At 39.7% G+C, this 14,804-nt stretch carries 10 protein-coding genes; all 10 read left to right on the top strand.

Going from position 1 to position 14,804, the window contains the following annotated elements:
* Positions 1 to 5,135: HYR domain-containing protein (locus WD048_13085; GenBank protein MEX0813146.1), on the top strand; the 5,135-nt coding region annotated here is incomplete at its 5' end.
* A 30-nt stretch (positions 5,136 to 5,165) separates the two neighbouring features.
* Entirely contained in the window at positions 5,166 to 6,107 is a 942-nt protein-coding gene (locus WD048_13080; protein ID MEX0813145.1) for a type IX secretion system membrane protein PorP/SprF, read from the top strand.
* Positions 6,108 to 6,241: 134 nt separating this feature from the next.
* On the top strand, positions 6,242 to 6,949 hold the full coding sequence (locus tag WD048_13075) for an RsmE family RNA methyltransferase (GenBank protein ID MEX0813144.1): 708 nt from the start codon (positions 6,242 to 6,244) through the stop codon (positions 6,947 to 6,949).
* Complete coding sequence (locus tag WD048_13070; GenBank protein MEX0813143.1) at positions 6,946 to 7,602, top strand: DUF4159 domain-containing protein; 657 nt, start codon at positions 6,946 to 6,948, stop codon at positions 7,600 to 7,602. The genes WD048_13075 and WD048_13070 overlap by 4 nt, the downstream gene beginning before the upstream one ends.
* Positions 7,603 to 7,696: 94 nt before the next feature.
* The gene (locus tag WD048_13065) at positions 7,697 to 9,286 is read left to right on the top strand and encodes a hypothetical protein (GenBank protein MEX0813142.1); all 1,590 of its coding nucleotides are present in this window, start codon (positions 7,697 to 7,699) and stop codon (positions 9,284 to 9,286) included.
* A 237-nt stretch (positions 9,287 to 9,523) separates the two neighbouring features.
* Positions 9,524 to 9,751, top strand: a complete 228-nt coding sequence (locus WD048_13060; protein MEX0813141.1) for a hypothetical protein — start codon at positions 9,524 to 9,526, stop codon at positions 9,749 to 9,751.
* A gap of 217 nt (positions 9,752 to 9,968) precedes the next feature.
* Positions 9,969 to 10,181: a PIN domain-containing protein gene (locus WD048_13055; GenBank protein MEX0813140.1), complete on the top strand. Its 213-nt coding sequence runs from the start codon at positions 9,969 to 9,971 to the stop codon at positions 10,179 to 10,181.
* A 232-nt stretch (positions 10,182 to 10,413) separates the two neighbouring features.
* Positions 10,414 to 13,068 (top strand): ATP-dependent chaperone ClpB, encoded by a 2,655-nt coding sequence (gene clpB / locus WD048_13050; GenBank protein ID MEX0813139.1) that lies wholly within the window; start codon positions 10,414 to 10,416, stop codon positions 13,066 to 13,068.
* Positions 13,069 to 13,353: 285 nt separating this feature from the next.
* A complete protein-coding gene (locus WD048_13045; protein MEX0813138.1) occupies positions 13,354 to 14,250 on the top strand; it encodes a hypothetical protein in 897 nt (298 codons plus the stop codon).
* A gap of 119 nt (positions 14,251 to 14,369) precedes the next feature.
* Positions 14,370 to 14,798 carry a hypothetical protein gene (locus WD048_13040; protein MEX0813137.1) on the top strand — a complete coding sequence of 143 codons (429 nt, stop codon included), beginning with the start codon at positions 14,370 to 14,372 and terminating at the stop codon, positions 14,796 to 14,798.
* Positions 14,799 to 14,804: the final 6 nt, after the last annotated feature.

Raw genomic sequence — 14,804 nt, 5'->3', positions numbered from 1 at the left:
GTACAATGACAGTTACGGTGACTGATGATGAAGCCCCAAGCATTACCTGTCCTTCTGATATTATCCAGACGGCTGATTCAGGGGTATGTGCCGCAGCAGTGAGCGTACCACAACCACAAACTGGAGACAACTGTGGCGTAGCCAGTGTGACCAATGATTATAATGGCACAGCCGATGCCAGCGATTTCTATCCGGTAGGGACAACCACAGTAACCTGGACAGTGACCGATACATCCGGTAACAGCACACAATGTACCATGACAATTACTGTTACCGATGATGAAGCCCCAAGCATTACCTGTCCTTCGGATATCACACAGACTGCTGATTCGGGAGTATGTGCAGCGCAAGTAAGCGTACCGCAACCACAAACTGGAGACAACTGTGGCGTAGCCAGTGTGACCAATGATTATAATGGCACAGCCGATGCCAGCGATTTCTATCCGGTAGGGACAACCACAGTAACCTGGACAGTGACCGATACATCCGGTAACAGCACACAATGTACCATGACAATTACTGTTACCGATGATGAAGCCCCAAGCATTACCTGTCCTTCGGATATCACACAGACTGCTGATTCGGGAGTATGTGCAGCACAAGTGAGCGTACCACAACCACAAACAGGCGACAACTGTGGCGTAGCCAGTGTAATAAACGATTACAACGGCACATCAGATGCCAGCGACACCTATCCAGTAGGAGTAACCACGGTAACCTGGACAGTGACAGACACATCAGGTAATAGTACCCAATGTACCATGACCATTACTGTAACTGATGATGAAGATCCATTTATTTCTTGTCCATCAGATATCACACAGCCAGCCGATTCTGGAGTATGTGCAGCAGCAGTTAGTGTACCGCAACCACAAACAGGCGACAATTGTGGAGTAGCCAGCGTAACCAATGATTATAATGGCTCAGCTGATGCCAGCGACACTTATCCGGTAGGAGTAACCACTGTAACCTGGACGGTGACTGATACATCCGGCAATAGTACACAGTGCACAATGACCATCACCGTAACCGATGATGAAGATCCATTTATTGCTTGTCCATCAGATATCACACAGGCAGCCGATTCAGGGGTATGTGCCGCAGCAGTGAGCGTACCGCAACCACAAACAGGCGACAACTGTGGAGTGGCCAGTGTAACCAATGATTACAATGGTACAGCTGATGCAAGCGATACCTATCCGGTAGGAGTAACCACTGTAACCTGGACAGTGACCGACACATCCGGCAACAGTACCCAGTGTACTATGACCATCACCGTAACCGATGATGAAGCACCAAGTATAACCTGTCCATCAGATATTACGCAGACAGCCGATTCAGGAGTGTGTGCCGCACAAGTAAGTGTACCGCAACCGCAAACAGGCGACAACTGTGGCGTGGCCAGTGTGACCAATGATTACAATGGTACATCAGATGCCAGCGATACCTATCCGGTTGGAACAACCACGGTAACCTGGACAGTGACCGATACATCCGGTAACAGTACCCAATGTACCATGACCATCACCGTAACCGATGATGAGGATCCTGAATTTACTTTCTGCCCTACAGATATTCTGATTGTACCTGATAGCAATGATTGTACACCTGTGGCTACATGGAATGATCCCACAGCAATGGATAATTGTGGCAATGTAACCATTACAAGTACCCATAATTCCGGAGATCAATTCCCGGTTGGAACGACTACAGTTACTTTTACTGCTACTGATACTTCAGGCAATGAAGTTACTTGTTCATTTGATGTAGTTGTTGATCCAAAACCACTTGAAGTTGATTTAACCGCTTTAGAATTCAATTGCGGATACAATGTTAGTTGTAATTCTGCTATTGATGGGAGCATAGATGCCTATGTAAGTGGTGGATGTTTACCATACAGTTATTTGTGGAGCCACAATCAACAAAGTGCACCTTCAATCAATGGACTTGGAGCAGGAACATATAGTGTAACCATTACAGATGGTAACGGTACTACAATTAGTGATAGTATCACACTCACAGAACCTGATACTTTAGGTATATCTGCTCAAATCTTTGAATATCCTGGGGGCAATAATGTGAGTTGTAACGGAGAAGAAGATGGCAGTATTGATCTGTTGATCAGCGGAGGATGCCCGCCATATACATATTCTTGGAATACAGGTGACACTACTTCAAGTATAGGTGACCTGGGCGCAGGCACATATGAAGTAACAGTGACCGATGACAATGGATGTGAGGCTACAGCTACTTATGAAATCACAGAAGCGGATGAGCTTGAAATTACATCTGATGTTACAAATGTGACTTGTGAAGATGGTAATGATGGTATCATTGAAGTAATTGTGAGCGGAGGAATTACTCCATATACTTACTTATGGTTAGATGGAGATTCTTCAGCTACTAAAACTGGATTGGGAGAAGGTTATTATTCAGTTATGGTTACTGATTCTGTTGGTTGTACAGTCAATGCTTCATTCTTTATAGGTACGGATAATGTGCTAACACTTAATTCAGGTGTTACCAATGCAACTTGTGGAGACAGTAATGGTGTTGCTTCAATAAATGTATCAGGAGGTAACGCACCTTATAATTTTGCATGGAGTAATAATCAATCGGGTAGTACAATTGACAGTTTATTGCCTGGAGTTTACACAGTGTCAGTTACTGATAGTTCAGGATGTACTGCAGTTAGACAAGTTGAAGTAAATAATATAAGTGACATTGAATTAGATGCTGCTGTAAATAATCCAACTTGTCCTGATTTTGACAATGGTAGCATTGACTTAATTGTTAGTGGAACATCCGGTGATGTTACGTACAGTTGGAGCACATCTGATACAACTCAGAATATTTCGGGTCTTGTTGCAGGAGTATATTCAGTGACAGTAAGTGACACTACCGGCTGTTCAGCAGTTTATTCTGCAGAATTAACGGACGACAACAATATTGATCTCAATATACAGACAAATCAAGCCACTTGTGATTCAAGTAATGGTTCTGCGACACCTATTGTGAGCAACGGAACAGCACCTTATGCTTTCGAGTGGTCAGATTTTTCTACTGATAGTATTTTGTCAGGTGTATCTGCCGGACTATATGGACTTACTGTTACCGATGTCAATGGATGTTCTGTGTCTGATGTTGTAAATATTGATAACCCGGGTATTCCGGATATGATATTATCAAAAGTAGATTTGAGTTGTAATGACAACAATTCCGGGTCTATAAATACCATGATAACAGGAAATGGTCCGTTTACCTTTATATGGTCAAATGGAGATACTACTCAGAATATAGCAAGACTTAGTGCTGGAACATATTCTGTTACTGCAACAGATGTAAATGGATGCGAAGCAGTTCGTCATATTGAAATCAATCAACCTATTGCAATCACAATAGATGCAGATTACGAGAATGTTTCTTGTTTCAATGGCAGTGATGGCAGTATTGATCTTGACATTAGCGGGGGCATCTCTCCGTATGATGTGATTTGGTCTCATGGCGATACTTCAACCAATTTAACGGGACTATCAGCTGACACTTATGATGTGACTGTAACAGACGCCAATGGATGCGAAGCCATGACTTCAGTCTTGATTTCAGAACCTGATGAATTAATTGTTTCGCTTGATTCTATAAGTCAACAATCTTGTGCACTTAATGATGCTGCAATATTTGTAAGCACAGAAGGCGGTACACTGCCCTATACATATGTATGGAGTAATGATGACACATTAAATCAAGCATATCAGACAGGCTTGAGTGGTGGCACATACAGTGTGTTTGTCTTTGACGCGAATGAATGCTTCAGTGATACCTTGACATTTGAGATCCATGAACTGGATTCAGTTAGCCTGAGTGTAGTTGAATATGCCGATATCACCTGTAATTCAGACAGCACAGGGTTTATTGACCTTGAAGTAAGCGGAGGCCATATGCCTTATAGCTATTGGTGGTCAACCGGAGACACTACAGAAGACTTGTCTGGTCTGGCTGCAGGCAACTATTATGTAGTTGTATCTGACAGTAATGGCTGTTACAGCGATACCTTAAGCATGGAACTTACAGAGCCTGATTCCTTGACATTGGAAATTGTATCCGTTGAAAATGAAACCTGTGAATCTGCAAGCGATGGTGTTGTTATAGTAAATGCAAGCGGAAGTAATGGACCTCCATATTCATATGATTGGTCAGGTGGCATGTCAGGTGATAGCATAGGAGGATTGACAGGAGGTATATATGTAGTGACAGTGAGTGACACTGTCGGATGCTCCAAAACCCTGGAAGTTACTGTTGAAACCAATGAATGGGCAGACCTTTCATCTACAGTAGTGGGTAATGCTTCATGTGATACCATTTGCGATGGATTTATTGATGTAGTAGTTGTTGGGGTGTCTGAATACACTGAGAGCTGGCAGGCATTTGATCCTGAAAACAATCCGATCAGTGTGCCATCCAATTTTGAGCCATTTGATCTTTGTGTAGGAAGGTATATCCTAACAATCGAATATGGCACAGGTTGTTTTGTTTCAGATACATTTACTATAAGTGCTCCGACTTGTAATCGTCCGCCATTTGCAGTTGATGATACCGCAAGTACTTTTGAAGGAACGCCAATCGATATCCCTGTAATTGATAACGACCACGATCCCGATGGACATGGTATTTCAGTTACAGGTGTAACTCAACCGAATAGTGGATACACAAGTATCAATTCCGATGGTACAATAAATTACGATCCTGACGATGGATTTGTTGGAGTGGATACTTTCTATTACACTATATGTGATAATGGAAATCCGGTTCTTTGTGATGATGCAATGGTGATCGTTCATGTATTGCCGGGCAAACCGAATATCTTTATTCCAAATGGTTTCTCACCTAATGGGGATGGAATTAATGATACATGGGAAATTACAGATATTGAAAATTACCCGGCTAATGAAATAGAGATATTCAATCGTTGGGGCAATAGTATTTATAAAGAAAAGAACTATAGGAGCACTTGGGAAGGAACTAATCAAAGTGGAGATCCACTGCCTGATGGTACTTACTACTATGTGTTGAGTCTAAATGATGAAAATAAGACTGTGTTTACAGGATTTATCCAGTTGCATAGAGCGAATGAATAAAATTAAAAATCAAGTAAAAGCACATTCATAATGAGAAAGCTAATTATTGCATTTTTAGGACTGCTACTTGTAGGGGGGGGCTCTGAACTGAAAGCTCAGCAAGATGCCCAGTACAGTATGTACATGTTCAATGGTCTTGCGCTTAATCCCGCTTATGCAGGTAGTAGAGGCGTATTGTCTGCTATGGCCTTGTACAGGCATCAATGGTCGGGGTTGGAAGGAGCACCAAAAACAGCGGTTGCCAATGTCCATGCACCATTAATGAATGACAGAATGGGTTTAGGACTGTCTATCGCATCCGACAATATCGGTTTGGTCAATATGATCAATATTACCGGTAATTATGCCTACAGGCTAACTTTTAAGGATGATAGCAAACTTGCTTTCGGGTTAAATGTAACGTTGAATAATTTTCGCGGGAATTGGTCGGAAGCTGCTCTGCAAGATAGGAATGACCCATCATTCAATGCCAGTTCCAGTTTGTGGAATCCCAATTTCGGTTTTGGTGTGTATTATAACTCTGACCGATGGTTTGCAGGAATTTCAGTTCCTCATTTGCTCAATAATAGTTTGAGTAGGGAAGGAATTCATTTAGAAGGAAATGATAATGTTGCGCGACAGTACAAACATTATTTTTTCACAGGAGGTGCAATTTTTACTTTGACAGAAAATGTGAAAATGAGACCTTCATTCCTGTTTAAATATGTTCAAAATGCAAGGTTGAGCACAGATATTAATTTAGGATTTTTATTCAGAGAAGTATTTTGGTTAGCTGCATCTTACCGTATAGGCGATGCAGTAGTTGGTATGATAGAATATGATATCAATGATATTATCCGCATTGGTTATGCTTATGATTATACCCTCTCTGAACTGACTAATTACACCTCGGGATCACATGAAATTATGCTTGGTTTTGAGTTGCGCAAGAAACAAACGCACTTAACACCTAGAAGAATGAGTTATTTTTAAGATTAATTTTCCAAATTTACGCCCTGTTTTCAATATTGATTACAGGGCGTTTTGATTTTACAGGTCTTGATTATCTCAAATAAGAAAACACTTGCGGAAGCTTTTATTCTGAAAGGGTTTTGTATTTTCACGCCATGCAATTTTTCTTTGGCCAGTACAATCTATATGATAAAAGTGTGCAGCTCGATCACCTAGAGCAAAAGCATTGTCTAAAAGTTTTACGAAAAAAGACAGGTGAATTAATTCAGGTGACAGATGGCACGGGAAAAATTTACCAAACCCGCATAATTGATGACAACTGGAAAAATCCTATTTTTCTCTGTGAATCTATTAAAGATGTTCCACAGCGAAATTATTCGCTCAGCATTGCTATTGCACTCACAAAAAATTTGCAGCGTATAGAATGGTTTTTAGAGAAAAGTACCGAAATAGGTATTGACCACATCTATTTTATCGAAACAAAACACAGTGAAAAAGTAAAATATAAAAAGGAGCGATTTGATAATATTTTGCGTTCAGCGGCCAAGCAATCTGAAAATTTAAAGCTTCCGAAATTGCACGATATTCAGTCATTTTCTGATTTTTTAGGAAATCCCTTTTTTGATAAAGAACAAAAATTCATTGCTTATTGCCAAGAAAAACCGGAAACACATTTGTTCCACCAGTTGGAAAAGGATTTGCCCGTCTGTGTATTGATTGGTCCCGAGGGAGATTTTTCAAAAGAAGAAGTACAATTGGCAGAATCCAGGGGCTTTAAGCGCATAAGTTTGGGGAATGCCCGTTTAAGAACCGAAACGGCTGGAATTGTTGCCTGTGAAATCGTAAATTTAGCCAACCTATGAGAAAGTCAATTTTTATTGTTTTATGTTTTTTATTCCTGCAAATATTTGCGGCAGAGCCAGCTTTTAAAATAGCCCTGCTAAAATATCACGGAGGAGGTGACTGGTATTCAAACCCTACTGCATTACCTAATCTAATCGAGTTTTGCAATAAGCAACTCAACATGAATATTAATCAAGAACATGAAGAGATAGAAGTAGGAAGCCCTGAAATATTCGCATATCCATTTTTGCATATGACTGGGCATGGAAATGTTGTGTTTTCAGATGATGAGGCAGAAAATCTAAGAAAGTATTTGATAGGTGGTGGCTTTCTTCACATTGATGACAATTACGGAATGGATCCTTATGTGCGCAAAGCTATAAAAAAAGTGTTTCCTGAATTAGAGTTTGTTGAACTCCCTTTCTCACATCCCATTTACCATCAAAAATTTGATTTCAAAAATGGTTTGCCCAAAATACACGAACACGACAATAAACCTCCACAAGGTTTTGGGTTGATTTATAAAGGACGTTTGATTGTTTTTTACTCCTATGAAAGTGATCTGGGAAATGGCTGGGAAGATCAGGAAGTCCACAACGATCCACAGGAACTTAGAATACAAGCCTTGCAAATGGGGGCGAATATTTTGAGTTATGTTTTTACAGAGCGGTAGTCAGTAGAACTCGGCATAACTTTCGGAAATAATCCGATTCATTGATACTCCTTTTCTAATAACCGACTCCAAATGCATAAATCGGGTTTAAAGTATGGCAAAAGGAATTGACAATAAACAAAGACAGAAATTACTTGAAGCATTTGGCAATCCAAAGATTGAAGCTTTCGATTTTGAATTGATCGAACATTATTTTCGCAAGAAAAACAAATCCGAATTACACCAGGTTCTGAACGAAAGAACATGCAACGACATCGATTTTCAGGAATGTTTTGCATTTATTGACCGAACCCATTCCAGGGTAGGGCAGCAGTATTTATACTATAAGTTAAGAAATATCCCTCTTGTATCCGAAGGAGCATCAAATGATGAGAAGCTCATAAAAGCATTTCTTGAAAATCAGAATTTCCGTTTGATTGTTCAGGCAGAACTCAGCAAACTCAGCGATAGCGATGCATATTATATCAGTTCACTTTTTCAGGATAAGCACCTGGAACGTCCTTCATGGTTTGTTTTGATGCCTTTTTTGGCTATTTCCAGTCTGCTTTCAATATTACTTATGTTTATTGATCTGAGGTTTGTATTTGTATTTTTCGCTATTCTTTTGTTCAATATGGGTTTTCATTACTGGAATAAAAAGAATTTGATGTTGTACCTGAGTTCTGTACCTCAAATTTTGAAATTAAATACCATATCGAATAAGCTCTATAAATTTAATTCCTTACAATCGTTGAGCCCGGGATTAAAACCTGCATTAAATGTGCTTAATAGTTTAAAAAATAGAATGCTCTTTTTTAAGCTGGAATCAAAAATGCAAGGCGAGTTTCAGGCTTTTTTCTGGGGAATATTTGAACTGTTTAAAATTGTCTTTTTATTAGAACCTTTGTTTCTGTTCAGTGCTTTAAAAAAACTTGATAAGCACAGGGCTGAAATGGAACAGCTTTTTTGTTTTGTCGGTAAAACAGATGTTTTGTTATCAATTGCCTCATTAAGAAATGGATTAAAAGAATATTGTCATCCACAAATTATTGAAAAACAAAGTACACTGATTGCTGAAGATGTGTATCACCCACTGATTGAAAATTGTGTTAAAAATAGCATTGATACTAATGGGAAGTCAATTTTATTGACTGGCTCAAATATGTCAGGTAAAACCACATTTATAAGAACTATTGCCATTAATGTGATATGTGGGCTTACGCTCAATACCTGTTTTGCAGCTAAATTTTCACTATCAAACTACCAGCTATATTCTGCTATTCGTATTAGCGATGACCTGTTGAACAGTAAAAGCTATTATTTTGAAGAAGTCCTTACCATTAAAAAAATGATAGAACAGAGCAGAAGCGGAAATAATATTTTTTTATTGGATGAAATATTCAAAGGCACAAACACAATTGAACGAATTGCTGCTGGAAAAGCAGTTTTATCATTCCTTGCAAAAGGCAATAACCTGGTATTTGTTTCTACTCACGACATTGAATTGGCCAATTTGCTAAAAGGTGAATTTGAATTATACCATTTTAGTGAAGCCATAGATAATGACCAAAAAACAGTCAGTTTTGACTACAAGTTAAAACCCGGAAAGCTTAAAAATAGAAATGCCATTAAGATATTAAAAGTAAACGATTACCCACCAGAGATAATAAACGAGGCGATTAAATTGGCGAAAACTCAGGAATGAGTGATATGGTAATTTACCTATGTTGTTGATTAGCAATCAATGAAACCAAATTGATGAAACAGGAAATGGGCTGAATTCACCAGTATGCATTTATTAGCTATAGAAATTGGTTTAATCCAATCGGACGGCTTCTCTCCTGTCCCAGTTCGGAAAATTTTGATAATCTTTATAAATGTGTTGATGACAACGCCAAAACAAAAATCAAAACATTATGTATCTTTACAATAAAATGGATGAATGATGGAAAAATCAGCTAAAATAGAAGGGATAATGTCGCAGGTCAGGCAACTAGATTATGAAACAAGAATCTATCTTATTGAGCGAATAGTAAGGCTATTAAAAAGACCAGCAAAAAGCACAAGGAAAAATAAGGTAAAATTATCCGACCTTAATAACAAAGGGAGTGAGATTTGGCAAAACGTCAACATTGACAAGTATGTTCAACAAGAAAGGCAATGGGATTAAAAGACAAGCTGCAAGGATCAACAACTTTTATTGACACTGCTCCCCTTATATATTTCATCGAAGGACATTCAGATTATCAATCAATCCTTTCAGAAATTTTCAATGCAAATGACAAAGGAGATATTCAATTTATTACGTCAACCTTGACACTCATGGAGGTACTAGTTCAACCTTTGAGATTAAAACGCAAGGAGCTGGTTGACCTATCGAGTATATTTTGACATCATCACCGAATATTGAAATTACAAATATTGACCTACCCATTTCAAAAAAAGCTGCTCAAGTAAGAGCGAAATATGGTTTTAAAACACCCGATTCAATTCAACTGGCTACTGCAATAACCAACAACGCTAAATTCTTTCTGACGAATGATTCAGATTTGAAAAAAATAAAAGAAATAGAGGTTGTTACATTGAAAAATTCAGATTGATAAATAAGTTTTGGGTTTCAGTTTTAAAGACTTCAGCAAAACGGCAATTCAAGAAACCTATGTAGATTGAATTTGCTATATCATGCTCATGTTTGACATGAAAATTTAGAGTAAGCTGTCAATATGGCTTTATTTTATGCCGATAAATCAAAAATATATGACATAATTTCTGATTGAATTTGTTTTTTGTAAAAGGAACGGCTTTTGATACTTGCAGGGAAAAATCAATAAAATGAAATTAGACAACTTTACAATCAAAGCGCAGGAAGTGATACAAAAGGCGCAGCAAGTTGCTTTTGGACTACAGCACAGTTCTATTGAGAATGTGCACATATTGAAAGCATTGTTGAGCGAAGATGAAAATGTCACTTCCTTTCTCTTTAAAAAACTGGGCGTGAATGCCCGGATTTTAAGCGATAAAACGGAGGAAATCCTTTCTAAAATCCCTAAAACCTCTGGAGAAGGCGGACAGTTTTTGTCCCAAAATGCCAACAAAACCCTGATGCAGGCTCAAGAGGTCATGAAGCAATTCAAGGATCAATTTGTGAGCGTGGAGCATTTGCTAATGGCATTGCTTTCCGCATCTGATGATGTGGGTCGATTGCTCAAGGAATTGGGCGTAAATGAAAAAGACCTGAAAAAAGCTGTTGCGGAATTGCGCAAGGGCAGCAAGGTGCAAGATCAAAATGCGGAATCGACTTACAATGCATTGGAAAAATACGCGGTGAACCTCAACTCCAAAGCACAATCTGGAAAATTGGATCCCGTAATTGGGCGTGATGAGGAAATCCGAAGGGTGATGCATATCTTGACTCGAAGGACTAAAAACAATCCCATTTTGGTCGGTGAGCCCGGTGTAGGAAAAACAGCCATTGCGGAAGGAATTGCACACCGTATCGTAAGTGGTGATGTACCTGAAAACCTCAAGCAAAAAGTCATCTATGCACTGGATATGGGTGCCTTGGTGGCGGGCGCCAAATACAAAGGCGAATTTGAGGAACGCCTGAAAGCAGTTATCAAAGAAGTTACCGAGTCCGATGGCGAGATCATACTTTTTATAGATGAGATCCACACTCTTGTAGGTGCCGGTGGGGGAGAAGGCGCAATGGATGCTGCCAATATCCTGAAACCCGCTTTGGCAAGAGGTGAGCTAAGGGCTGTAGGTGCCACTACTTTAAATGAGTATCAGAAATTCTTTGAAAAAGACAAGGCATTGGAGCGCAGATTCCAGAAAGTAATGATCGATGAGCCGAATGTAGAAGATGCCATATCTATTTTGAGGGGATTGAAGGAGCGTTACGAAACACATCACAAAGTGCGTATTCTGGACGAGGCCATTATTGCGGCAGTGGAGCTTTCCAATAGATACATTACCGATCGCTTTTTGCCGGACAAGGCCATTGACCTGATCGATGAATCAGCGGCCAAGTTGCGTTTGGAAATGGATTCACTGCCCGAGGAACTGGATGAAATCGAAAGAAAAATTCGCCAGTTGGAAATTGAGCGCGAGGCCATTAAAAGAGAAAAAGACAAAGCCAAATTGGATGATTTGAATGAGCAAATCGCCAATCTGACCGAAACCAGGGACAGCCTGAAAGCCAAATGGCAATCAGAAAAGGAATTAGTAGATAATATTCAGGCGCGCAAGCAGGATATTGAAAATTTCAAACTGGAAGCCGAACAAGCCGAGCGTGCTGGGGATTATGGTAAAGTAGCCGAAATCCGATATGGAAAAATCAAGGCGACTGAGGAAGCATTGGCAAAACTGGAGCAACAGCTCAAGGACCGAGACCATGAAACCCGCCTGATGAAAGAGGATGTGGATGCAGAGGATATTGCCACTTCTGTCTCAAAATGGACGGGAATTCCAGTGAATAGAATGTTGCAGAGCGACAAAGAGAAATTGCTCAATATGGAGGAAGAGTTGCACAAGCGCGTAATCGGCCAAGATGAAGCGGTAGAAGCAGTTTCCGATGCCATTCGCAGAACCCGTGCCGGTTTGCAAGATCCCAATAGGCCGATTGGTTCCTTTATTTTCCTGGGAACTACAGGCGTGGGTAAAACGGAGCTGGCGAAAGCCCTGGCCGCACATCTTTTTGACGATGAAAACAATATGACCCGCATTGATATGTCGGAGTTTCAGGAAAGGCATTCCGTTTCAAGATTGATTGGAGCGCCTCCCGGTTATGTGGGCTACGATGAAGGTGGTCAGTTGACAGAGGCCGTGCGCAGAAAGCCCTACTCTGTGGTGCTTTTGGATGAAATTGAAAAAGCGCACCCGGATGTTTTCAATATACTTTTGCAGGTATTGGACGATGGGCGATTAACCGATAACAAAGGCCGTCATGTGAATTTCAAGAACACGATTATCATTATGACTTCCAATCTTGGATCGCATATCATCAATGCAAATTTCGAGAAGGTCAGCGATGAAAACCTGGATCAGGTGATTGCCTCAACCCGCTCAGAAGTATTGGATTTGTTGCGAAAAACGCTCAAGCCGGAGTTTTTGAACAGAATTGATGAAACCATTATGTTCAACCCATTGAGCAAGGACGATATCAAGGAAGTGGTCCGCATTCAATTGGAGCATCTGGAATCATTGCTCGGAGAAAGCAATATCAGTCTGGAACTTACGGAACATGCGCTGGCATGGTTTGCTGAACAAGGCTACGATCCTCAGTTTGGTGCTAGGCCACTCAAAAGATTGATTCAGAAAAAATTGCTCAATGAATTGTCTAAAGCAATATTGAAAGGCAATGTGAGCAAAGACCAGAGAATCAAAGTGGACGAGGTAGATGGCGTGATTTTCTTTAAGAATCTCAACAAAGCCAACGACTCTGATGAAAATGGAGTAGAAGAAGCGGAGATTATTGAGGAGTCTTAATTTTAGGTTTGAATCAAAAAAGTAGGGGCGCCCGGCCGTGCGCCCCGACGTTTTTTATACTCTGACAGGGTTCTGCCTTTGTAGTCTGTCTGCAAAAGGCAAAGGCAGGGCAGGCAGGTTCAAATCCCAGTCAGAGTTTTTTAGAAAAATATCAAGCAAATTGGGAATTGGATTCCCAATTTGTCAAACTAATTTAATCCCAACTTCAATTTAACATCAGAATATATTGGCAATCATTTATTTTGTAAATTTATTTCCTCTAGAAGATTTATCAGGGTCAAATTTATGTCTGAAAATATCCACATAAGTAAAGTATTCCTTTTTATTGCACTGGTTTTCCTGATTCAGGCATGTAAGAAGGACGATGGCAGTGAAGGGCAATTGCCAGTAGTTGAAACAATAGAAGCTAGCAGTATTACCCACTCTTCTGCCAGAAGTGGCGGTCAAATTCTTGACAATGGCGAAGGTCGAATTTTCAGAAAAGGCATCTGTTGGAGCTTGACCCCCAATCCCAATATTGACAGAGACAGTTTAATTTCAGATGATTCAGAGTTCTTGGAATTTGAAAGCGTATTGAGCAAGCTTATACCCAATACCACATATTATATTAGAGCCTATGCAAGCAATATCAATGGAGTTGTTTATGGAGAGGAAATAAGTTTTACAACGGGGTATATTCCACAGTATTCCGTTGGGGATATCGGTCCTGCCGGAGGCTATGTTTTTTACGACAAGGGAGAGTACAGTGACTTTTGGAGATATCTTGAATCTGCTTCTCCTGGTTGGTATGGAACTGACAGCGACCCTGAACTTACCTGGGGGTGTTTCAGAACTTATTTGAGAGCGGTCAATACTGAGATTGGTTTTGGGGAAATAAACACTTCAATTATTGTGGCAGAATGTGGAAATATAAGTTTTGCAGCTAAAACGTGTGCAGATTATTCTGTCAGTTACAATAATATAGTTTATTCCGATTGGTTTTTGCCTTCAAAAGACGAACTGAATCAAATGTATTTAAACTTAAAACAAAAAGGGCTTGGAGAATTAGAAGACAGCTATTATTGGAGCTCATCAGAAATGACAGCATTGATAGCCTGGCTTCAGGGCTATGATGATGGGCTGCAATACAAAAACCACTTTCGCTTTAATAAAATGAAGGTAAGACCTGTTCGTGCTTTTTAGAGTTAATTGCTTTGCTGAGCACATATCTTACAAAATAGCATTAGAATCTGCTCTACAATTCTTAAGTTGAAACATATTTATCATATTAGTGTTTGCCAATGAAAACTCCTTTTTCCATATTGACAATAATCTTCACTTTGTTGACCATTCAATTGTCAGGGCAAAGTTTTGCGCCTGTTGGAGCCAAATGGATCTATTCATATTATGGATGGAGTGGACCAATGTACACAGTTATAAGTGCTGACAGCATGGTTACTTTTCAGGGAAAAAATTGTATGCAATTAAATGTTGTGAATAAAAGAATGAACAATGGCGTAGTTGAGGTCAATCATAAAGATCCCATATTTACCTATTCCAATTCAGATACGGTTTTCATATTTTATAGAAATGAATTTAGGCCGGTGTATTTTTTCAATGTAGAAAAAGGGGATACGCTTTTATTTGATAATTTTCAACTTCCGGATTATCCAGCTACTGGGTGTAGTAGCGACACCCTTTTATACCAAATTAATTGTGTAATGCCGCATATATTCCTTATCTTTCCATGATGGGAA

Source organism: Chitinophagales bacterium (genome assembly GCA_040877935.1).
Taxonomy (GTDB): domain Bacteria; phylum Bacteroidota; class Bacteroidia; order Chitinophagales; family CAIOSU01; genus JBBDNB01.
This window is presented reverse-complemented; position numbering and strand designations above follow the sequence as displayed.

Coding starts and splice junctions, on each gene's coding strand:
- WD048_13060 (MEX0813141.1), top strand. CDS start 9,524: ATGATGGAAAAATCAGCTAAAATAGAAGGGATAATGTCGCAGGTCAGG.
- WD048_13070 (MEX0813143.1), top strand. CDS start 6,946: ATGAGAAAGTCAATTTTTATTGTTTTATGTTTTTTATTCCTGCAAATA.
- WD048_13045 (MEX0813138.1), top strand. CDS start 13,354: ATGTCTGAAAATATCCACATAAGTAAAGTATTCCTTTTTATTGCACTG.
- WD048_13065 (MEX0813142.1), top strand. CDS start 7,697: ATGGCAAAAGGAATTGACAATAAACAAAGACAGAAATTACTTGAAGCA.
- WD048_13080 (MEX0813145.1), top strand. CDS start 5,166: ATGAGAAAGCTAATTATTGCATTTTTAGGACTGCTACTTGTAGGGGGG.
- WD048_13075 (MEX0813144.1), top strand. CDS start 6,242: ATGCAATTTTTCTTTGGCCAGTACAATCTATATGATAAAAGTGTGCAG.
- clpB (MEX0813139.1), top strand. CDS start 10,414: ATGAAATTAGACAACTTTACAATCAAAGCGCAGGAAGTGATACAAAAG.